Source organism: Pseudoalteromonas sp. CO109Y (assembly GCF_004208935.1).
Lineage (GTDB): Bacteria > Pseudomonadota > Gammaproteobacteria > Enterobacterales > Alteromonadaceae > Pseudoalteromonas > Pseudoalteromonas shioyasakiensis.
The window spans coordinates 36,823-57,587 of record NZ_SGPD01000005.1 but is presented as its reverse complement, the minus strand read 5'-3'; the positions used below and the strand labels follow the sequence as shown (position 1 = coordinate 57,587).

General features: G+C 41.7%; 20 protein-coding genes and 1 tRNA gene. 6 read left to right on the top strand and 15 right to left on the bottom strand.

Translation table 11 applies throughout. From position 1 onward, the window contains the following. Nucleotides 1–67 precede the first annotated feature (67 nt). Together epmA and efp are read right to left on the bottom strand one after the other, a co-directional pair. Complete coding sequence (epmA, locus tag EXT43_RS00855; protein WP_130166172.1) at nt 68–1,042, bottom strand: elongation factor P--(R)-beta-lysine ligase; 975 nt, start codon at nt 1,040–1,042, stop codon at nt 68–70. A gap of 66 nt (nt 1,043–1,108) precedes the next feature. Next, nucleotides 1,109–1,675 carry an elongation factor P gene (gene efp, locus EXT43_RS00850; protein ID WP_054554126.1) on the bottom strand — a complete coding sequence of 189 codons (567 nt, stop codon included), beginning with the start codon at nt 1,673–1,675 and terminating at the stop codon, nt 1,109–1,111. Between the two features lie 41 nt (nt 1,676–1,716). Here efp and epmB point away from each other — a divergent pair, with 41 nt between their 5' ends. After that, on the top strand, nt 1,717–2,730 hold the full coding sequence (gene epmB, locus EXT43_RS00845; protein WP_130166171.1) for an EF-P beta-lysylation protein EpmB: 1,014 nt from the start codon (nt 1,717–1,719) through the stop codon (nt 2,728–2,730). On the opposite strand, the gene EXT43_RS00840 is transcribed toward epmB, so the two are convergent. Continuing rightward, complete coding sequence (locus EXT43_RS00840) at nt 2,731–2,943, bottom strand: hypothetical protein (protein WP_054554124.1); 213 nt, start codon at nt 2,941–2,943, stop codon at nt 2,731–2,733. 72 nt (nt 2,944–3,015) lie between these two features. On the opposite strand from EXT43_RS00840, the gene EXT43_RS00835 reads away from it, so the two are divergent. Further along, entirely contained in the window at nt 3,016–3,306 is a 291-nt protein-coding gene (locus tag EXT43_RS00835; protein WP_054561134.1) for a hypothetical protein, read from the top strand. Between the two features lie 176 nt (nt 3,307–3,482). On the opposite strand, the gene EXT43_RS00830 is transcribed toward EXT43_RS00835, so the two are convergent. After that, nucleotides 3,483–3,986, bottom strand: a complete 504-nt coding sequence (locus EXT43_RS00830; RefSeq protein ID WP_130166170.1) for a DUF3016 domain-containing protein — start codon at nt 3,984–3,986, stop codon at nt 3,483–3,485. A gap of 230 nt (nt 3,987–4,216) precedes the next feature. Here EXT43_RS00830 and galE point away from each other — a divergent pair, with 230 nt between their 5' ends. Continuing rightward, on the top strand, nt 4,217–5,230 hold the full coding sequence (galE, locus tag EXT43_RS00825; protein ID WP_062566551.1) for a UDP-glucose 4-epimerase GalE: 1,014 nt from the start codon (nt 4,217–4,219) through the stop codon (nt 5,228–5,230). A gap of 63 nt (nt 5,231–5,293) precedes the next feature. Here galE and EXT43_RS00820 read toward each other — a convergent pair whose 3' ends face one another. The 5 genes from EXT43_RS00820 to EXT43_RS00800 all read right to left on the bottom strand — a co-directional run bounded on the left by EXT43_RS00820 (nt 5,294) and on the right by EXT43_RS00800 (nt 10,007). Further along, a complete protein-coding gene (locus tag EXT43_RS00820) occupies nt 5,294–7,744 on the bottom strand; it encodes a carbohydrate-binding domain-containing protein (RefSeq protein WP_130166169.1) in 2,451 nt (816 codons plus the stop codon). Nucleotides 7,745–7,895: 151 nt separating this feature from the next. Further along, nucleotides 7,896–8,465: a hypothetical protein gene (locus tag EXT43_RS00815; RefSeq protein ID WP_130166168.1), complete on the bottom strand. Its 570-nt coding sequence runs from the start codon at nt 8,463–8,465 to the stop codon at nt 7,896–7,898. Nucleotides 8,466–8,470: 5 nt separating this feature from the next. After that, nucleotides 8,471–8,974: an RNA polymerase sigma factor gene (locus tag EXT43_RS00810; RefSeq protein WP_130166167.1), complete on the bottom strand. Its 504-nt coding sequence runs from the start codon at nt 8,972–8,974 to the stop codon at nt 8,471–8,473. Nucleotides 8,975–8,995: 21 nt separating this feature from the next. Next, a complete protein-coding gene (locus EXT43_RS00805; protein WP_130166166.1) occupies nt 8,996–9,703 on the bottom strand; it encodes a hypothetical protein in 708 nt (235 codons plus the stop codon). 227 nt (nt 9,704–9,930) lie between these two features. Beyond that, a tRNA-Ile gene (locus EXT43_RS00800) sits at nt 9,931–10,007 on the bottom strand. A gap of 273 nt (nt 10,008–10,280) precedes the next feature. Between EXT43_RS00800 and hemN the strand changes: the two genes are divergently transcribed. Next, nucleotides 10,281–11,654: an oxygen-independent coproporphyrinogen III oxidase gene (gene hemN, locus EXT43_RS00795; protein WP_063529036.1), complete on the top strand. Its 1,374-nt coding sequence runs from the start codon at nt 10,281–10,283 to the stop codon at nt 11,652–11,654. A gap of 60 nt (nt 11,655–11,714) precedes the next feature. On the opposite strand, the gene EXT43_RS00790 is transcribed toward hemN, so the two are convergent. The 3 genes from EXT43_RS00790 to EXT43_RS00780 all read right to left on the bottom strand — a co-directional run bounded on the left by EXT43_RS00790 (nt 11,715) and on the right by EXT43_RS00780 (nt 14,207). Then, nucleotides 11,715–12,230 (bottom strand): DUF2489 domain-containing protein, encoded by a 516-nt coding sequence (locus tag EXT43_RS00790; protein WP_054561152.1) that lies wholly within the window; start codon nt 12,228–12,230, stop codon nt 11,715–11,717. Continuing rightward, a complete protein-coding gene (yihI, locus tag EXT43_RS00785; RefSeq protein WP_130166165.1) occupies nt 12,227–12,826 on the bottom strand; it encodes a Der GTPase-activating protein YihI in 600 nt (199 codons plus the stop codon). The genes EXT43_RS00790 and yihI overlap by 4 nt, the downstream gene beginning before the upstream one ends. Before the next feature lie 748 nt (nt 12,827–13,574). Further along, the gene (locus EXT43_RS00780; protein WP_054561153.1) at nt 13,575–14,207 is read right to left on the bottom strand and encodes a c-type cytochrome; all 633 of its coding nucleotides are present in this window, start codon (nt 14,205–14,207) and stop codon (nt 13,575–13,577) included. A 283-nt stretch (nt 14,208–14,490) separates the two neighbouring features. Between EXT43_RS00780 and yihA the strand changes: the two genes are divergently transcribed. After that, nucleotides 14,491–15,138, top strand: a complete 648-nt coding sequence (gene yihA / locus EXT43_RS00775; protein WP_054561154.1) for a ribosome biogenesis GTP-binding protein YihA/YsxC — start codon at nt 14,491–14,493, stop codon at nt 15,136–15,138. Nucleotides 15,139–15,142: 4 nt separating this feature from the next. Here the strand turns inward: yihA and EXT43_RS00770 are convergent, their stop codons facing one another. Continuing rightward, entirely contained in the window at nt 15,143–15,661 is a 519-nt protein-coding gene (locus EXT43_RS00770) for a DUF1285 domain-containing protein (protein WP_130166164.1), read from the bottom strand. After that, on the bottom strand, nt 15,661–16,248 hold the full coding sequence (locus tag EXT43_RS00765; protein ID WP_058585960.1) for a YceI family protein: 588 nt from the start codon (nt 16,246–16,248) through the stop codon (nt 15,661–15,663). Before EXT43_RS00765 ends, EXT43_RS00770 begins: the two co-directional genes overlap by 1 nt. 424 nt (nt 16,249–16,672) lie before the next feature. Between EXT43_RS00765 and EXT43_RS00760 the strand changes: the two genes are divergently transcribed. Further along, a complete protein-coding gene (locus EXT43_RS00760) occupies nt 16,673–17,593 on the top strand; it encodes a triacylglycerol lipase (RefSeq protein ID WP_130166163.1) in 921 nt (306 codons plus the stop codon). Nucleotides 17,594–17,910: 317 nt separating this feature from the next. Here the strand turns inward: EXT43_RS00760 and polA are convergent, their stop codons facing one another. After that, a complete protein-coding gene (gene polA / locus EXT43_RS00755) occupies nt 17,911–20,646 on the bottom strand; it encodes a DNA polymerase I (RefSeq protein ID WP_130166162.1) in 2,736 nt (911 codons plus the stop codon). Between the last annotated feature and the right edge of the window lie 119 nt (nt 20,647–20,765).

Here is a 20,765-nt window from a genome sequence, read left to right as displayed (position 1 = left end):
CAATTAGGTGCTAGGTTTTTTACCTAGCACCCAAACACCTAGAGCCTAGAGCCTAGAGCCAAATCAGTTAAGCCCTTTCAACATCAAAGGCGAGTACGTCTTTAATCTTTTGTTTATTCATTGCCAGCATAATGAGTCGATCAATACCCAGTGCGACACCCGCACATTGTGGTAAGCCATGCTCTAGTGCAGCTATTAAACGCTCATCCATTGGCACTTGCTTTAAGCCATTTGCTTCACGATATTGATTATCTTCACTAAAACGAGCTGCTTGCTCTTTGCCATTGGTCAGCTCATTAAAGCCGTTTGCCAGTTCCATATTTTTAAAATATAACTCAAAGCGCCCTGCGACTCGCTCATCATGTTGGCAAATTTGCGCAAGAGCGGCTTGCGATGCAGGAAAATGATAAACAAAACAAGGCTTTTCTTGGCCAATCGTTGGTTCAACCTTCATACAAAATAATAGCTGCAACAAGGTATCGCGGTGCGTTTCATTCGCCGCAATATCGGCAAAGCCCTGCTCTGTTGCTAGTTGCTGCAATGTGCTGATATCAGCAGTTAAAGGATCAACACCTAAGGCGTTCATAAAGGCTTGCTGATATGTGAGTCGCTCTGCGCTTTCTACGCCAAGCACCAATTGCATAAGCTCATCTATTTCATCCATAAGCGCAAATTCATCAAAACCCGGACGATACCACTCAAGCATTGTAAATTCAGGATTATGATGACTACCCGCCTCTTCATTACGAAAGGCTTTGCATAGCTGGAAAATAGCCCCAGAGCCTGCAGCAAGTAAACGCTTCATGGCAAACTCAGGTGATGTTTGCAAATAAAGTGGTAAGCCACCAGCATGACCAGGACCAACAAACTCGGTACTAAATGTCGCTAAATGCACATCGGTTACACTGGCCGCACTTAAGCTTGGCGTTTCAACCTCCATAACATCACGATCATAAAAGAACTCGCGAATACGGCGGATGATAGCGGCACGGTGGCGTAAAGTTTCAATATCGGCGCTTGGTTGCCAAAGGACATTAGACATAAAGTGTTTCCCAAAAAAATCCCAGCAGAAGCTGGGATTTTATAATAAATTGCTTAACAAAGCCTGTTACTTAACACGGCTCACGTATTCACCGCTACGTGTATCAACTTTGATCACTTCGCCGATTTGTACGAATAGAGGAACGCGAACAACAGCACCTGTGCTTAATGTTGCTGGTTTACCGCCAGTACCCGCTGTATCACCTTTTAGACCTGGATCTGTTTCAGTGATTTCTAATTCAACGAAGTTTGGTGGAGTCACAGCGATTGGGCTACCGTTCCAAAGCGTGATTGTACAAACGTCATTTTCAACTAACCATTTTGCATTGTCGCCAAGCGCTTTTTCGTCAGCAGCGATTTGCTCAAATGTTTCGTTGTTCATGAAGTGCCAGAACTCACCGTCAGTGTATAGATACGCTAAATCTGTATCCATTACGTCTGCACCTTCAACTGATTCACCTGACTTGAATGTTTTTTCTAGTACTTTACCTGTGATAAGTTTACGAATACGAACACGGTTAAACGCCTGGCCTTTACCTGGTTTTACCATTTCATTTTCTAAGATGCTGCAAGGTTCGCCGTCTAACATAATTTTTAGGCCGCCCTTGAACTCATTGGTGCTATAATTCGCCATCGTTTCCTCTGTCTAAATAATTTCGAGTAATCTACGTGTCAATGATACAAAGAAATGAAGTAAATTTGCATAAAAACTGGCAAAAAGAATTGGCAAATGTTGTCACTTGTCCTGAACGCTTGCTAGAAATGCTAGGATTATCAAGCAAAGTAGACGAAAAAGACCTCAAAGCACGCAGTCTTTTTCCTGTCCGCGTGCCACTGCCTTTTATCAAAAAAATGCGTTATGGCGACATAAACGACCCTCTTTTGCTGCAAGTGATGCCAAGACACCAAGAGTTTTTAGCAAAAACAGGTTACGACAAAGATCCTCTAAAAGAGCAAGATAACAACCAACCTGGTTTGTTACACAAGTATCGCTCTCGGGTTTTAGTGATGTTTAAAACCGGCTGTGCTGTAAATTGCCGTTATTGTTTTAGACGCCATTTTCCTTATCAAGAAAACCAATTAAACAAACGCAGCTTGATTGACGCACTGGCTTACATAAAAGCAGACAGCAACATCAACGAAGTCATTTTAAGTGGTGGCGATCCATTGATGGCCAAAGACGATGCTGTTAGTTGGTTTATGGATGAGTTAGAGCAGCTTCCGCAAATTAAACGCATGCGTATTCACAGCCGCTTACCTGTTGTGATCCCAGCAAGAATTACCGATGAGCTATGTGCACGCTTTGCTGCATCGCCCTTAAAGGTGGTGTTTATAAATCATATCAATCACGCTAACGAAATTGATGATGATTTTAAAACGGCCATGCAAAAGTTAAAAGCTGCGGGGGTTACGTTATTAAATCAGGCGGTGTTACTAAAAGATGTGAATGATTCTGTCGAGTCGCAAGTTGCACTTAGTGAGGCTCTGTTTGAGGCAGATATACTTCCTTACTACTTACATCTACTTGATAAAGTTGAAGGTGGCAGCCACTTTGATATAGCTGAGAGTCAGGCACGGGAAATCGTGACGGCTATGCTAGCAGCATTGCCGGGGTTCTTGGTTCCTAAGTTGGTGCGCGAGATCGGCGGCGAAAAAAGTAAAACGCCTATCGATCTCAATATACTGTAGCTAAACGTATACGTTTACGTTGTTACCTAGTGTCGCAGTTACCGACTTAGCAGGTGTTTGTGCAGCACTGGTGTTCATTGCTGCGCCTTCGATAAGTGCAAGTGCCGCAGCACCATCAGCCTTTTGCTGTTTTTTAGCAAGCGATGCGCTGTAAACTTCTGCGCTTTCGCCACCGCCACTCATCGCTGGTAAGCTTGATCCTGATATATTCATAGTTCATTACCTGACTTTTTATGACAATCCACGTACTATATCGGCATTGCAGTCTAAAGCTTTAGGAAAAAAATGGATTCAATTATTGAACAACTCAATGCTAACCTAAAAATCGTTTATCGTCAGGCACTTGATGCTGATAAAAAATTAGATGATTTACAGCAGCAAGGCCATGGCAAATTCACAGCCTTATTTGCAAAAGATGCTGGCTTTGATTTTGAAGCGAAACGCTTTAAACCTTACGTTCTCGATGTTGCAGCTGATGTAGAAAGCTTAAGCAACGACGGTATGGACGAAGAAAAACTGAAAAAAACCGTTATTAAACTGCAACAGCTACTACAACTGTTAGCGACGTTTAAGTAAAGTAAAAGCCTCTATTTTATTTATTGTAAATAGAGGCTATCGCGCGAAATAAATTTCACGCCTACATGTGGGAGCAGCTTTGGCCGAGTATTGTTTTTCGGCGTTAAACGCCTCCCACGATATAGGTCTTTCACAAGACCCACAAACAACACAGCTCAACTTAAAACTGACAGTTATCATTCACCCAAATTTAACGATGGCAATAACTCATCTTCAAACCAATCCGTGATTAAGCGCTTGTCGTAATAATAGGCTTCATCGCGCCCCATTTTCATGCGATCCATGAAGCCCATGTCTTTAAGCTTTACATCGTTTGCTTCACTTATCACTTTACCGTCTTTGTCGGTAATCGAATAATTTAGGTCGATACGCGGAAAATAAATTGGCTTAACGATACGTAGTTCATTCATGGTACCAAAACGCACATCACCCGCTAGGTCGAGCTCAGTCACTTCAACATTGAAGGTGTAGCCTTCAGGTAACTTTTCAGCAAGTTTATTAAAGTGTTTTTCAAAATTCTTTGCCACATTTTTATGAAATGAACCTTTCGGTGAGTTGTTACCTGGTTCTACATCGCGGTAATCGTTAAAGTCATGCCATTTAACTTTTGCTTCTCCTGCGTGAGCAAAAGCGGGTAGTGCAATGATCATTGCTAAGGCAATTTTTTTTACTGTATTCATCTGTTTCTCCACTTAACAGGTATAGCTAATGATTAAATTTTAGCTGCTGACAATTAACTATAGCTTAATATCTAAACACTTAGGTGTAACCAATATGGTGCAAAATGTAATCAAAAACAAGCGATTCATGTTTTTGCTTTATCGCCGTAAATCACAATTTATTCATGTAATTTAGGCCGAAATGTGATGAAATAAGGCTAATTCAACCAGGTATAGTTCATGGATATTTTATGACCATTTTAGTCACCGGCGGAGCCGGATACATCGGTTCTCACACCGTATTAGAGTTATTACAACAAGGCACTGACGTTGTTGTACTCGATAACTTAAGCAATTCATCAAATGAGTCATTGGCTCGGGTAAAAAAAATAACAGGCAAAGACGTCACGTTTTATCAAGGTGATATTTTAGATAGAGCCTGCTTAGACAAAATCTTCAGTGAACACACAATTGATAGTGTTATTCACTTCGCTGGTTTAAAAGCGGTTGGTGAATCGGTTGTAAAACCTATCGAGTATTATCAAAACAACGTACAAGGTACGCTGACTCTGGTTGATGCTATGCGTGATGCTGGCGTGTTTAAGTTAGTATTTAGCTCATCAGCAACCGTATACGGTGACCCTGCAAGCCTGCCAATTCGCGAAGATTTCCCAGTTGGCGGCACGACTAACCCGTATGGCACATCAAAGCTTATGGTTGAAATGATGCTGCAAGATATCGCGAAATCAGATGAACGCTTTGCCTTTGTTATCTTACGTTACTTTAACCCTGTCGGCGCACATGAATCTGGTCTTATTGGTGAAGACCCAAATGGTATTCCTAACAACTTATTACCTTATATTTCGCAAGTCGCTGTGGGTAAGCTAGAAAAGCTAGGTGTATTTGGGGATGACTACGATACTGTAGATGGTACAGGTGTTCGTGACTATATCCATGTCGTCGATTTAGCATTAGGTCACTTAAAAGCGCTGAACCGAATTGCAAGTGATACAGGCGCGCACGTATTTAACCTAGGCACAGGTAATGGTTATTCAGTACTGCAAATGGTTACCGCTTTTGAGAAAGCCAGTGGTCAAGCCGTTCCATACCAAATTTCGCCGCGCCGAGCTGGCGATATTGCAGCTTGCTACGCAGCTCCAGAAAAAGCGTTAAAAGAGCTTGGCTGGCAAGCTGAGCGTGGTATCGATGAGATGATGCAGGATACATGGCGCTGGCAAAGCAATAACCCGAACGGTTACAAATAGTCAAAGTCATTATAAGCCAGTAAAAATTAAGCCTGCACTAAATGCAGGCTTAATTATAAATCACTAACCGCCGGGGCCGCCTCGACCACCGCCACCACCTGGGCCAGTTTGCCCTCCTAACTGAGTAACAACATCAGTAAGAGTAAATGACTCTGACAAACTAGCTCCGTCTAATGAGAGCTCCCCTGAAGTATACAAACCATTAAAGCTTTCACCGTCACTCACACTGCCGCCAACATAAATATCGTAGCTCTCAGACAAGCTCAATTTGGCACTTGAATAAAGTATAGTCGCAACTTGTTTAGGCACTAAAAAAGTAAGCGCTTCGTCTTGTGATTCTGAGTGAATATGTAAAATACTATCTTTGGCTACCCCATCGAGCACGATGCTATTTTGCGTGCTTTCGGTTGAGCTTGGTAAACTTGTGGTTCCACCGAGCCCAAGAATTGTGCCCCCTGTGAACTTAATCGTGTTGCTATCTGCATCGATCCCTGCCTCTGGTGCACTGCTACCAATCGCTATCAGAACACCACCGGTGATAGTAATTTCACCATTTGAGTCAACCGAGTCATTTGAACTGCTATACGCGTAGATCTGACCGCCATTAATATAAATCATATCGCCAGCATTTATGGCATCGTCATACGCGTTGATCTCGAATTGCCCATCGTTAATGGTTATTTCACTTTTCGCTTCAATTCCTTCTCCTTCTGAGGTTGTTATCGTAAAAGTGCCGCCATTAATCGTTACATTAGGAGTAATTGACTCATCTGGTTCGTCTTCTTCGCTAATATCATAAGATGCAGCAATACCATCATCTAGCACGTCAATATTAAAGACTCCATCATTGATAATAATGTAGCCCTCAGATGCATCAATACCGTCGCTTTGTGCTGCCAGCGTAAAACTACCGCCATCAGCAATAAAATAATCATTGGTATGAATGGCATCTTTTACTGCGTCAGTCACAATAATAGTGCCATCACGTACACGGATATAATCATCACTGACAATACCGTGCTTGTAATTAGCCGTCACGGTTAACTCACCTGAGCCACTAAAAATGAGTTGCCCTTCACTAAAGAAGGTCGCTTTAGCGTCTTCATCGTCAGGGATATCTGAATACGTTGTACCGTCGATAAGAGAGCTCTCACCTTCTAAAATGACAAACACCGTTTTTTTAGATTGAATATTAATGGCAGGGCCATCGCTATTTACAAGCTCAAGATCTGATAAACCCAGTTGAAATTTATTATCGCTGTAGATCTTTAATGATCCCTCAGTGCTCGAGCCTGCGACGTCATACGCAACTCCCGAGATGGTTGCCACTATAGTCACATCAGCACCATCAACGCTAATCTCAACACCATTGTCTTCAAACGGATTTGTTACCGATACGCTGGTATCGGCATAACTAATAATGACAGTGCCATCAAAGCTAGCATTTTCAACAAGGTCGTCTTCATCATCACCTGTGTTGTCAGTATCTCCTTCTGCTGCTCCTGAAGGGTTGTAGTCTAAAATAGTAATGGTATCTGCAGATGATGTACTCGTGGTCGCTGTAATAGCTACCGTATCAGCAGTACTATTTTGCGAGCCATCATTAACGATTAATTGAATGGTATAAACACCGTCTAAATCAGTTGTGAATGAGGGGGATACCGTTGTTGCATTCGTTAATTCGGCTTCACTGTCTGTCGGAGTTGATAACAATGACCATTGATAAGTAAGTGTATCGCCGTCTTCATCGCTACTTGATGAACCATCTAAGGTCACCTCTGCTCCAGTTTCAACGCTTTGACTGTCGCCCGCTTCCGCTATGGGTGCGGTATTAGTTGCAGCTGTCGATGATGCAGTAATAGTCACCGTATCTGCACTGCTCAACTCTGCCCCATCATTCACTATTAACTGTACTTCATAGTCGCCATCGCTATCTGCAGTAAAAGTAGCAGAGACACTCGTTGCATTTGAGAGGGTTGTTTCGCTGCCTGATGGAATACTTACAAAAGACCATTGATAAGTTAATGTGTCATCATCCTCATCACTACTCGACGCGCCATTTAAAGTGACGAGCGTGCCCGTTTCAACAGTTTGATCAGTACCAGCATCGGCTTCAGGTGCTGTATTTTCAACGCTAGTGGTACTTGCCGTGATAGTAACCGTATCTGCACTACTTGTGTCTTCACCATCGCTTACAACAAGCTGTACTTGGTAGCTCCCCGCTACATCTGTAGTAAAAGTAGCAGATACGCTGGTTGCATTTGTAAGACTGGCGGAGCTGTCCGAAGGTACGCTAACAAAAGACCATTGATAGGTTAACGTGTCACCATCTTCATCACTACTTGATGAGCCATCTAACGTAACCAATGTGCCCGCTTCGACACTTTGATCGACCCCTGCAATCGCAATAGGCGCCGAATTCACCGTTTCTTGATTGTCTGAGCCACTGTCACCACAGGCAACTAAGCTCAGCACAATGATCGATAAAAGCAAACATTTCACAACATGTGTCATAAATACTCCCTATATCTCAGTATTGACATAGGTGTATTTTTAGCCAGTTACAGGGCGCTCTACTATAGGTCGGGAGGCATCTTTATTGTATAAGCACAATACTTCCACACTATAAACACAATTTGGCCACCTCAAGTAGCAACGCCGCTCATCAGCGCATCGCTTGAATACTCTCAAGCGCTACAGCTAGCTGTGCTTTTAGTTTTTTATAGCGTACATAAACAGCCAGCACGATAATACCATTTATACCCAGCTGGATGAGCCATAGGCTGTATGTTTTAAACATAACCATATTAAATAAGGCAAGGATTAACAAAGCGCACCAAAGCACAACGCAGCCAATAAAACTCACACGCCAGTAATGAACTTGGTGCTTCAGCTGATTCTCTTTAAAATTAAGCATTGCATTGACGTCTAGCGTTTCTGCTCGCCAAAGCTTTCGTCTTAAACGGTATGACCAAATTCCAAAACCTAGAGGAATAGGCACTAATAGCGCAAACATAATGGTTTCATAGGTGTTTTTTGCCTCAAATAACATGGCGTAAATACAAAATACGGTTACCACAACACCTAAAAATGAGTCGATTAACCCTTTTAGCTTTAACTTAGTTCGCGACTTTTGCGTTTGTGCTATTAACGCTGCACTATCCACTTTCGGCGTTGCCTGCACGAATGCCTGCTGCCACTTAGCTAATTGATCATCTGCTTCGAATTTATCCACTTTATTTACTCCATTAGGCTTACAAGTTGTTGCCTTGCTCTACTTGCACGTTTAGCAACCGCATCTTCAGACAGCCCCAGCGTTTGAGCTATCTCACTTTGATTAAACCCTTCAAGCTGTAAGGCAAGCACTTGTCGGTATTTCAGCGTTAATTTACGAAGGGCAGCCATTAAATCTAAACTGTCGTCTGGTGATTTATGCGCACTTAAGGCTTGGGTGTAATCAATACTTTCAGAGCTTGCCACCTCTTTGCGGTTTTGCTCTTTTATCACATGATCAACCGCTTTATTGTGAGCTATTCGGGCAATATAGGTTTTTATGCTGGCATCGCCACGAAAGGCAACATCGGGTGATGAGTCACTACTTTCAAAAGCGCGCCAAACAGCCAGCGACATCTCTTGAATTAGCTCATCTTGTAGCGCTAGATTGATCTCGTAGGTTGCAGCAACACGCGCCAACAGCGGCGCATATTCATTCAGCAATGTGTTTATTTGAACATCAGCTTTCACTGTACTTCCATGTTTTTATTATTATTTGAACAAACGATTATAGGCACAAAAGTAGGTACATGCTAATACCGGCCCTACCAACAACATAGGTAAAAGACTATAAGGGGCAGTAAAGGTAACAAGCATATTAATCAAACAAAGCATGCTTAATGGTTTAATCACCTTTAGTGCCGTTGTAATGCCTTCTTTAACAGCTTCACTAAGCGAAGCATTGTTTAAAAGTAACAGAGGTACCACAAACATAAGCAACATATTTACAGGAACAATTGATACAAACATGACTCCTACGCGCCAGCGCTCAACATCAACAAACTGACCTGACAATAAAGCCGATAACTGCTCACTACCAATCAAAGCACTCCCTACTGCAAATTGCACCAGCGCCAGTAAAATACCAACAACTGACCACATGGCAACTCGCCCCCACTTCGCCCATGTTGCATTATGCTTAAATGAAAAACCTTGCTGATTATTCAGGTTAAACAACAATGGCCACACCGTTGCCATTAACATAGGCGCTAACCATTTTGATAAAGTTAAACCTGTAGGTGCAGGTAATAGCTGCACTAAACCTGGCACAATAGCGAACAGCGTCATAAGTAAAAAAAGTTTAAACGGTGCTTTTTTAAATAGCCCCCACCCTTCTTTTAACCAAACAGCAGCATCACTAAATGGTGCATTCGTTGAATCAAGTTTTAGCGTATTCACAGTTGATGTTGTAGTCGTCATGAGTTTGTCCTTTTCGTAAAAATAGATACATAAGACACTGCCTATTGCTACCACCAAATAGAACAACTTCGTGTCATTTGCAGCTATAGACGAGACAAACACAGAAAACCTGACAAAATATTTTTAAAAAATTAAAAATAATTTTATCTCATTGAATTTTAAGGATAAAAAGAAATTGAGCGCAGCTATAAAAACAGCTTTAATTTTGGATTTTTACAGTAAGAAAATGGTGGCCCCTCCCAGACTTGAACTGGGGACCTAACGATTATGAGTCGTGTGCTCTAACCAACTGAGCTAAGGGGCCATTGTATTAGCGAAAGCTAAATTTTTTGATGCGTTTAGCAGGTTTAACTGACTAAAGCGGGATGCAGTATAAAAAGTTTTTGTAACCTTGTCACTAGCAAAACCCTTTATTTTAATAATCACTAAATCAACTGCTCAAATAGTAAACTCTTTGTTTTTACAACGACCTTAAAGCATGCCGATTAGTTTCTAGCCTCCGACATTGTTCTAGATCAAATAGCTAAATCACTAAACTCGTTAAAATAGCCGCTCAATCAATTGCGGAGTGCTGACTGTGATAAATTTACCAAGCTGGGATCAATCTCTGATCAACAAGTACAATATTTCTGGGCCTCGATATACATCTTACCCAACAGCATTGTCTTTAGCTGATGGTTATAACCAACAAGATATGATTAACGCGATTGCGGCGTCGAAAAGCCGTTCTTTATCGCTGTATATCCATATCCCTTTTTGCAGTCAGCTTTGTTATTACTGTGGTTGTAATAAGGTGATCACTCGTCATCAATCTAAAGCCGATTTATACCTAGATAATTTAGCGCTTGAAATTGCTGAGCAAGCAACGCTTTTTGCCGATTATAACGTTGAACAACTGCATTTAGGGGGTGGTACGCCAACGTTCTTATCGGCAGAGCAAATGAGCCGCTTAATGGCATTGGTTGAGCAGCATTTTAATTTTGCTGATGATGCCGAGCGCGGTATTGAGATTGACCCTCGTTCTTTAGCTGATGGCATGCTAGTTCACCTACGTCAGCTTGGCTTCAATCGTGTCTCATTTGGTATTCAAGACTTTAATGATGATGTGCAACTGGCAGTTAATCGCCCGCAAAGCGTGCAATCTGTAAAAGGTTTAATTAGTGAGGCTCGTGAACTTGGCTTTAAATCTATTAATGCCGATATGATTTACGGTTTGCCACTGCAAACACCTGAGAGCTTTAAAGAGACGATTGCACAACTGATTGAGCTAAACCCTGATCGCGTGTCGGTATTTAACTATGCTCACTTACCAGATAGATTCGCTGCACAGCGTAAAATTAAAGACGCTGACTTACCGTCTGCGGGCGATAAGCTCACTATGTTCAAAAATACCCTTGAGCAGATGTTAGCGGCGGGTTATCAGTTTATTGGTATGGACCACTTTGCCCGTAAAGACAATGAACTAGCAATTGCACAAAACGCAGGTCAATTACACCGTAATTTCCAAGGTTACACAACGCATGGCCAATGTGACTTATTAGGTTTGGGTGTGTCATCGATTTCGCAAATAGGCAATGCCATTTTACAAAACGAAAAAGAGTTGAAGCACTATTACAAAGCTGTGCAAGAAGGCTATGGCAGTGCAATCTGTAAAGGTGTTGCTTTAACTGATGACGATACGTTACGTGCCGCGGTTATCAAACAATTGATCTGCCAGTTTGAGCTGGATATTCCAGCAATCGAAAAACAGTTTAATATTAACTTTGCCAGCTACTTCTGCGAGGCACTACAGGCACTCGACCCATTACTAGCTGATGGCTTGGTGTCTGTTAGCCAAGATAAGATCACAGTAACAGCTCGCGGTAATTTATTTATTCGTATTATTTGTATGTGCTTTGATGCGCACCTACAACAACAAATCAAGCAAACTCGTTTCTCACGAGTTATCTAGCCCAACAAAAAGCAGAGCCTAGGCTCTGCTTTTATTTTGCTTAAATCGCAGCATGTTTGTTTAATTGAATACTACGTTTTCGCTGCCTGGAGCGGCTTTAAACTCTTCAATTATACGTGCGCAATCTGCTTTAATTTCATCGCTATGCTGTTCTTCAGCACGCCAGCGAGCGGTGTCCATTTTAAAAATCTCTTTTTTAGAGTATTTCTTACGGGCATCGTGCGTTGGCATATCTTTTACAACTTCGTACATTTTAAATATGCCTGGGTAACGCTCACTTAGCTCAAACTCTTCTGCAAAGCTGTATTGAGAGATCAGCACCCAAATACGTAAGCAGCCTTCTGAGAACTCACATTGCTCTTCATTCATAGCACGGGCAATTAAATGAATGCTATCGGCTAGCTTTGCATTACGCTTTGCTTTTGATGCCGCAAGCTTTTGCTCATGCTCAGCTTGCTTCTTGGCGATAAGCTTATTTTGCTCTTTTAGTTTATACAGAAGTTGCCCTGCATAAAACGCAAGCCCTGCGATAATTGCCGCACCAATTACAATGGCAATAATCAAGGTTGTGCTCATCGCTCATCCTCATCTTCGTCATCAAACCATTCATTGGCTAAGTCATCAGATAAGTACTTATCGAAGTCAGATTCACCTTCATCGTATGAATCATCTTCAAAGTCATCTTCGTACTCGTCTTCATCTTCAATGCCTAATAACTCGCAAAGTGCTTGGTGGCGAGCAATACGGCTATTGAAGTACTTAGCGTCTTTACCTGTTAATAACTCACCGCGCTCATGACGCTCAACCAGCTTAAGTAGACGCTCGTCATTCTCTAGCGCTTCTAACTCTTGCTCTGGTGTTAGTTCAGGCTCAGTCACTTTCTTAAGCTCAACCATAGGTTTTAAGTTGCGTTTCATTTCAACTTTCGGCTCAGCCTTAGGCGCAACTAAAGAAACCGGCTTTTTACTACCAACACGCTTATCTTTCGGTTGATTGTTTACAGCAGTGTTTTCTGCATTTTGTGCATCAGGTGCATTTCGAGACCCAGGTTTAGCACCTTTGGTCTTTTTAACTCGCTGCTCTTTTAACGCGCGCATCTCTCTAAGCTTTTCTTTGCTTAGACGTACAGGACCATTCGATGGAATTTTACGCGACTTTTTCTTTCTACTCATATCTTGATCATCTCACTTAAGAGGTTGTGCACAACGCCTTTGTGGCATTGTAATGCTGGCATAACCAGAAGAATTCGATGTGCGGATGTGGTTGGTCAACTTGACGAACTGCGCACTTTTCATACTTTTAGTACAAACGGTGGCTATTGTAACAGGACAAATAAAAAGGCGGTAGAGAAAACATCTCTACCGCCTACTAATCTGAGCGCCAATTATCTGGACACTTCTCCCTTCGACTTTTTAGTCTTTATTATTTTTATTATTATTTATCCATTTTGTTATTGTTTCAACCTTCCGTGTAGCATTCCATTTTGTTTTTATTATTAAACTTCCATGAGCTTTTATTATTCTCGGTCAATCCTGACGCTTTTTTGTTATTTCCTTTAGGACACCTAACCAGTGTCAACCCCTAAAGACTTGCCGCAGTCACTTTCCTTATTACATTGTCCATGTTGTTTTTGCTGTCTCAGCGACAGTGGTTAATTTACTCATTAATAATTTTGTTACAACTGATTTATATAATTTTTCTTACAGATAAGATATTGCAACAAGCTCAACTTATTTAATAACAAAGAGTTATGTATAAAATTGAAATAAAAATAAGATTTAGCTTACAGCTCGATATGGACAATGTCTCACAAAGGCGTAGGAGATTTCGACATGGTTTAAATACAAAAAAAGCAGCTTGCGCTGCTTTTTTCACACTAATCACATATTACTGCGGAGTATTACTACCCGCAATCAGACTTTAGTGTAAGCCACCTAAGTATTTTGAAAGTACTTCGATGTCTTTGTCTGTTAGCTTTTTAGCGATGTCTTGCATCATACCGTTTAAGTCGTTATTACGCGTACCATCACGGAATTTTTCAAGTTGTGACTTGATGTATTCTGGATGTTGGAACGAAACTTTCGGGAATTTAGCTAGTGATGTACCGTTACCACGAGGACCGTGACACGCAGCACATGCTGGAATACCGCGCTCTGCATCACCGGCTTTATAAAGCTGCTGACCTACTTCTACTACATCTTTAGGTGTTGTACCTTCAGACATATTTAAAGAAGAGAAGTAAGCTGCTAGGTCTTTCATGTCTTGATCGCTAAGCGGCATAGCCATACCACTCATTACTGGATCCATACGACCTTCTTTGCCGCCAGATGTCATACCTAATTTAAACTCTTGTAATTGTTTATAGATATAATCTGCGTGTTGGCCTGCAATTTTAGGGTAGATATTAACCGGTGCATTACCGTCTGGGCCGTGACAAGCCGCACACGTTGCCGATTTCTCTTTACCTGCGTTTACATCGCCATCAAATGCTGTTGCGTTGCTTGCTGACAACGTACCAAGCAATATAGTTAAAGATAGTGCTATTTTTTTCATGGTGAATTCTCTGTTTCCGACCCTGTATCATCTACAATATGGATGTTGTGATTTCTATATTCTACACGATAATAAATTCTCTGGCACGTTTTCTGCCCACATTAAGCTCATAATTTATAGGGATTTGACTTAGATTAAGTTTATACCTAGTAATTTTCCTAATTTAAAGCCAATTTAGCACGCTTAAATACGCTTTTGAATGCTGCTTTAATAGTATAAAATACGTGCCTTAAGTGGAAATTAGCCACTGTTTGTTATTTTTTATAAAAGACTAGGAGAGCCTGTGCTCAAATCTCGTATCAAATACAATACTGCGTCCTTTGTTACCAGCGCACCTGATATCTCACGCTTACCTGCTGATACGGGGATTGAAGTCGCGTTTGCTGGTCGCTCTAATGCGGGTAAATCAAGTGCTTTAAACACGTTAACAGATCAAAAGTTAGCGCGTACTTCTAAAACACCCGGTCGTACTCAGCTGATCAATACCTTTGAACTTGATGCCGATAAACGCCTTATCGACTTACCTGGCTATGGTTTTGCTAAAGTTCCTATCGAAATGAAGAAGAAATGGCAAAAGTCACTAGGTGAATACTTACAAAAACGTCAAAGCTTAAAAGGTATCGTTGTTTTGATGGATATTCGCCACCCGTTAAAAGATTTAGACCGTGACTTAATCGACTGGGCCGTGGGCAGCGAAATTCCAGTGCTGGCACTATTAACTAAAGCCGACAAGCTAAAACAGGGCGCGCGTAAAGCTCAAGTTTTACAAGTTCGTCGTGAGTTAAGTAGTTTAGATGGTGATATTACAGTACATGCCTTCTCTTCACTAAAAGGCACAGGCTTACCTGAAGTTGCTAAAAAGCTTGATGAGTGGTTCTTAGGGCCCATTGAAGCTCAAGCACCTGAGTCTGACGAACAACCAGAAGCTTAATCGCTTAGGCCAAGTAATAACGCTTGGCTAATGATTCTATATAGTAGCCCTGCTCGTCTGAGCAGGCTATTTCGGCCCACTGATAATAAACATTTCTCGATACCCTCGCAGCCAAGCCATGTGCTAATTGAAGATAAGGCACACTGATACCTTCAAATTCTCTCAGTAATAGTGGTTGCTTTGCTGAAACCAACCAAGCGCGCTGTAAATTATCAACACAACAAAGCGCACGGCCTTGCTCTGTATCTTCAAAGCGCCAATCAACAATAATAAAAGGTACATCATCGACCGTGATAGCCATTTTCTCGACAGGTGTTTTTAAAAAATAACTATCTGCTTCTTTGCAAAGCACAGAGGCAAAGAGTTTAACCATTGCCTCGCGCTTTATTTCACTGCCAGCATAAAACCACCGCCCTTGCGCATCAATCAATATAGGCACTTGCCCACAGTTTTGTGGCTGCCATTGATCAAAAGGTTTATCGGGTGCCTGAAGAGCGGCTTCTAAGTCAGCAAGTGATTGCATTATTTTTCTTTATCTAGCGTCAAAGAAAATGTCACAGGAACAGCTGTCGCAATAGATGGTAAACCCGCAAGTTTTTGTAACTCACTAATACCTTCTGTTACTTTGAAATCACTTGCATTAATAATCACCGGCGTAAACGATGAAACAGTAACATCGCCTTTCGGTGACATATTGGCAAGTACATCAATTGTTAGCTCTTTCTTGTTGCCATGGAAGTCTAATTCAGCTTTCAAACCTTTAAGCACATGTTGTCCTGGCTTTAGCGTTAACAGCGCTTTGCTTAAATCAGCAGTTAACACTGCATTAGGGAATTTAGCTGTCTCAAATAACAACTTGGTCATGCGCTCATTGCGGATAGGGATCAGAGTTTCAACCGATGTCAGATCGATCATCAACTTAAATTGACCTTGCTCGTTAAGTGTACCCGACACGTTTTTGAAATGATGCGCTTCTGCAACTGAATTCTTTTTGATAGACACAAAGCTCACATTGCTTTGCTCATTATTAACTTGCCAGTTTGCGCTGGCTAAAGGGGCAACTAAAATACTCGATAATGAAAAGGCAGCAATTGCCAAAGATTTAAACATAACGCATTCCTTCGAAAGTAAATAAGAATCACTTTGATGGTATCACTTGCGTTAATTTGTGCAATGAATTGTATGATAAGAGAAAGAAAAAGCGACTCACTCAACAAGGAGTGAGCCGTTATAGCAAACTGGGGAGAAGCTATCAATACGTTGCATCCTTTCAGATGCATCATCAACAGGATGTCCTACAGGATGAGGACGGCGCGGACTTTAGCAAATACCGGATTAAAAATAAATTGCATAACCGCAGAAACAACACAAATTGATAAACATATAACGAAACACTAAAACCATCTTTTCTTGTTTACTTAAAGTTAACATTACAGCGAGCCGTAATTTAGGGTAAAGTGAATCAACAGCACGCAAAAATCAGGCTTTTTTAAGGCTTGTTAGTGATAAAAATTGCAGTAGAAGAGTAAAAGGTATGAAAAAAATCCCCTTAATTTTATTTGCTACCTTACTTTTTTTAATGACCCCCTACTGCCATGCAAAAAAAACAACGACACAATATCCGGTAATTTTAGTTCATGGGCTAATGGGATTCGATAACCTACTCGGCCTAGATTATTTTTATAATGTTGCTACAAGTCTCAATCAAGATGGTACCTTGGTGTTCACGCCAGCGGTCTCGGCTATTAATAGCTCTGAAGTAAGGGGCGAACAATTACTCACTCGCGTAAAAGCAATTTTAGCACTGACTGGCGCAAAAAAAGTAAATTTGATTGGCCACAGCCAAGGTGCGCAAACAGTGCGCTATGTTGCTTCAGTCAGGCCAGATTTAATTGCCTCAGTAACGAGTATTGGTGGTGCAAACTATGGCAGTGGCATTATTGATCTAATTAATCAAAAACTACCTGCAAATTCTCAAGCAGAACATACCGCGCGGTTCGTATTTGATGCATTTGGTGAGGTCATTTCACTGCTCTCAGGCCACAGCCAATTACCGCAAGATACACTCGGTGTTTTAAGTAGCTTAAGTACACAGGGCGCTGACGTATTTAATCAAAAATACCCTGAAGGTTTACCAGAAAATAAGTGCGATCAAGGTCAGTTAGTTGCCGAAAATGGGGTGTACTATTTTTCGTGGAGTGGTACAGCAGCACTCACCAATATACTTGATCCAACCGACTTGCCCATGCTGCTCGGTTCATTACTTATTTTAGGCAAAGATGATGGCCTTGTATCGCGCTGCAGCAGCCATTTAGGTCATGTCATCAAAGATGATTATGAAATGAACCACTTAGATGAGATTAATCAATTTATTGGTTTACACAATTTTCGTGAAGTTGACCCTATTGAGCTTTATCGTCAACACGTAAAGCGGTTGCAGGAGTTGGGGTTATAGTTAACGAGTAATGATTTATTTTTGGGTGAGTCGGGTCGCACGAAGCGATGTTCTATATATAGAAGCGATCAGCTTTCAGCCTTCAGCGGTCAGACGCGCGAAACAAGTTTCACGCCTACTTGTAGCAGCGGCTTTATGCCGCGACCCTTAAATTGGAAGCTAGATTCGAGATAAATACGCTATAACGGTCAAGCAAATCGCTAACTTTTAGTCTGAAAGCTGATAGCTGACAGCTCTAACTTTCCCTTAGAAACTCGCTAACTTTTAAGCTGATAGCTGACGGCTGATAGCTGACAGCTTTCATTTTTTCGAGACTATTAGTGTGCCTGTTGCCAGTTGTCACCGCTGTCGGCTTCAACAATCAGAGGCACATCAAGAGTCGCGGCTTCAGACATTAGCTTACAAATTTCAGCTTTATAGTCGTCAACACACTCTTCTTTAATTTCGAACACTAATTCATCGTGCACTTGCATTAGCAGCTTCACTGAACCTTCAGCTTGCGAGTTCACCCACTGATGAACTTTTAGCATCGCTTTTTTGATGATATCAGCAGCAGTACCTTGCATTGGTGCGTTGATCGCAGCACGTTCAGCGGCTTTACGACGAGCACCGTTACGGGCATTGATTTCTGGTAAATGTAAGCGGCGACCAAAGATCGTTTCTACATACCCTTTATCAGCAGCTTTTTCACGAGTTGTTTCCATGTACTCAAGTACGCCAGGGAAACGCTCGAAGTATTTATCAATATAATGCTGTGCTTCATGGCGTGGTACATCTAACTGACGTGATAAACCAAACGCCGACATGCCATAAATTAAACCGAAGTTAACCGCTTTCGCTTTACGACGCATATCGCTGGTAACCTCTTCAAGGCTAACCCCAAAGACTTCTGCCGCCGTAGCACTGTGTACATCTAAACCATTCGCAAACGCAGTTAATAGGCCTTTATCTTGTGATAAATGCGCCATGATACGTAATTCAATTTGGCTGTAATCGGCAGCCACAATTTTATGCCCAGGTGCAGCAATAAAGGCTTCACGAATACGGCGCCCCTCTTCTGAACGAATTGGAATATTCTGTAAGTTAGGATCCGTTGAGCTTAAACGCCCTGTTGCTGTTACAGCTTGATGGTAAGAGGTATGCACTCGCTTAGTGCGCTCATCAACCATTAGCGGAAGTTTATCTGTGTAGGTTGATTTAAGTTTAGATAAACCACGGTGCTCAATAATCACTTTTGGTAATGGATAATCATGAGCAAGTTCTTGCAATACTTCTTCTGCTGTCGAAGGTGCACCCTTAGGTGTTTTCTTGATAACAGGCAGCTCAAGTTTTTCAAACAAAATAGCTTGCAGTTGTTTAGGTGAGCCTAAGTTAAATTTTTCACCTGCAATATCATAAGCTTCTTGCTCAAGCTCTAACAGGCGTTCACCTAAACGTTGGCTATGAGCTGCAAGCATGTTGCTATCAATTGCAACACCAGTGCGCTCAATATCAGAAAGCACTGTGACAAGTGGTAACTCAATATCTTCGAATACTGACTTCAACTGGCTATCAGCATCAATTTTTGGCCATAACACTTGGTGAAGGCGTAGCGTTATATCGGCATCTTCAGCAGCATAAGGCGCCGCTTTTTCTAGCTCAATTTGGTTAAACGTTAACTGCTTTTTACCTTTACCGGCAATATCTTCAAAGCTGATATTTTTGTGGCCTAGGTATTTCAGTGCCAGCGAGTCCATATCATGACGGCTGCCTACACTATTAAAGACATACGACTCCAACATAGTGTCGTATTTAATACCTTTTAACTCGAAGCCCGCATTCGCTAACACGCTTTTATCGTACTTAAGGTTTTGCCCCACTTTCGCTTTGTTTTCGTCAGCTAAGATTGGGCCAATTTTTGCCATTACGGTTTCTAAGCTTAATTGTTCTGGCGCATCAGGGTAATCGTGAGCAACCGGAAGGTAAGCCGCTTCACCCGCCTTAACCGCAAAGCTCATACCAACCAATTGCGCTTGCATATAATCAAGGCTGGTTGTTTCAGTATCAAAAGCAAACAATTCGGCGTCATTTAACTGCGCTACTAAGGTATCTAGCTGCTCTTCAGTTAAAATAGTTTCGTAGTGTGCATCAGCAACTTTTGGTAGTTCGTTAGCTTCAGTTGGCACATCTAAATGCGTATCAGCGTCTTTAGGGTTATCAAGTAGTTCAGCTAACCAACGGCGGAACTCACATTCACCATAAAGTGCAATCAATTCGTCACGATTAGGCTCTTGCAGCTTAAAAGTTTCAAGATCTGACTCAACCTCAACATCACACTTAATTGTTGCTAATTCATAACTAAGTGGCAGATGATCAAGTGCTGCAGCAAGTTTTTCACCAATCTTGCCTTTAATTTCACCTGCATGATCAATGACACCTTGCAATGATCCATATTTTTGTAACCATTTCACTGCTGTTTTTGGACCACAGCCATCAACACCTGGGATGTTATCGACCTTGTCACCCATTAAAGCAAGGTAATCAATGATCAACTCAGGGCCAACACCAAACTTCTCAACCACGGTTTCTGGATCTGAAATGCTATCTGTCATGGTATTGATCAGCGTGACATGTTCATTAACAAGCTGCGCCATATCTTTATCGCCAGTTGAGATCAGTACATGACGCTGCTGCTCTGACGCTATGCGCGCAAAGGTACCAATAACATCGTCAGCCTCAACACCTTCAATACTAATCAGCGGGAAACCCATTGCTTTAATAATGTTATGCAGTGGTGCGATCTGTGTGCGTAAGTCATCCGGCATTGGCGGACGATTCGCTTTGTATTCACTGTACATGTCATTTCTGAAGGTTTTACCCTTGGCATCAAATACCACCACCATGTGCGACGGATCATATTGCTTGATCAAACTCTTAAGCATATTAACTACGCCATAGATTGCGCCTGTCGCTTCACCTTTTGAGTTAGTAAGGTGCGGTGGCGAATGGTATGCACGGAATAAATAAGAAGAACCATCTACAAGAATAAGTGGATTTTCAGGGATCTGAGCCATGGTGAAATTGGATCCTAATTGAATAACATTAAATTGTTTGTAAGCATGCCATAAGGCCATGAAGAAAACGACTGTGAATTATTAACCAATAAAGGTTTATGACAGAGCAAGCTGTGGAT

Excerpts from the sequence above, each read along its gene's own strand:
- EXT43_RS00805 (WP_130166166.1), bottom strand. The coding sequence starts at position 9,703 with ATGACGACTACAACATCAACTGTGAATACGCTAAAACTTGATTCAACG.
- EXT43_RS00780 (WP_054561153.1), bottom strand. The coding sequence starts at position 14,207 with ATGAAAAAAATAGCACTATCTTTAACTATATTGCTTGGTACGTTGTCA.
- EXT43_RS00765 (WP_058585960.1), bottom strand. The coding sequence starts at position 16,248 with ATGTTTAAATCTTTGGCAATTGCTGCCTTTTCATTATCGAGTATTTTA.
- galE (WP_062566551.1), top strand. The coding sequence starts at position 4,217 with ATGACCATTTTAGTCACCGGCGGAGCCGGATACATCGGTTCTCACACC.
- epmB (WP_130166171.1), top strand. The coding sequence starts at position 1,717 with ATGATACAAAGAAATGAAGTAAATTTGCATAAAAACTGGCAAAAAGAA.
- polA (WP_130166162.1), bottom strand. The coding sequence starts at position 20,646 with ATGGCTCAGATCCCTGAAAATCCACTTATTCTTGTAGATGGTTCTTCT.
- EXT43_RS00830 (WP_130166170.1), bottom strand. The coding sequence starts at position 3,986 with ATGAATACAGTAAAAAAAATTGCCTTAGCAATGATCATTGCACTACCC.
- efp (WP_054554126.1), bottom strand. The coding sequence starts at position 1,675 with ATGGCGAATTATAGCACCAATGAGTTCAAGGGCGGCCTAAAAATTATG.
- EXT43_RS00770 (WP_130166164.1), bottom strand. The coding sequence starts at position 15,661 with ATGCAATCACTTGCTGACTTAGAAGCCGCTCTTCAGGCACCCGATAAA.
- yihI (WP_130166165.1), bottom strand. The coding sequence starts at position 12,826 with ATGAGTAGAAAGAAAAAGTCGCGTAAAATTCCATCGAATGGTCCTGTA.
- EXT43_RS00790 (WP_054561152.1), bottom strand. The coding sequence starts at position 12,230 with ATGAGCACAACCTTGATTATTGCCATTGTAATTGGTGCGGCAATTATC.
- EXT43_RS00820 (WP_130166169.1), bottom strand. The coding sequence starts at position 7,744 with ATGACACATGTTGTGAAATGTTTGCTTTTATCGATCATTGTGCTGAGC.
- EXT43_RS00760 (WP_130166163.1), top strand. The coding sequence starts at position 16,673 with ATGAAAAAAATCCCCTTAATTTTATTTGCTACCTTACTTTTTTTAATG.
- epmA (WP_130166172.1), bottom strand. The coding sequence starts at position 1,042 with ATGTCTAATGTCCTTTGGCAACCAAGCGCCGATATTGAAACTTTACGC.
- EXT43_RS00835 (WP_054561134.1), top strand. The coding sequence starts at position 3,016 with ATGGATTCAATTATTGAACAACTCAATGCTAACCTAAAAATCGTTTAT.
- EXT43_RS00840 (WP_054554124.1), bottom strand. The coding sequence starts at position 2,943 with ATGAATATATCAGGATCAAGCTTACCAGCGATGAGTGGCGGTGGCGAA.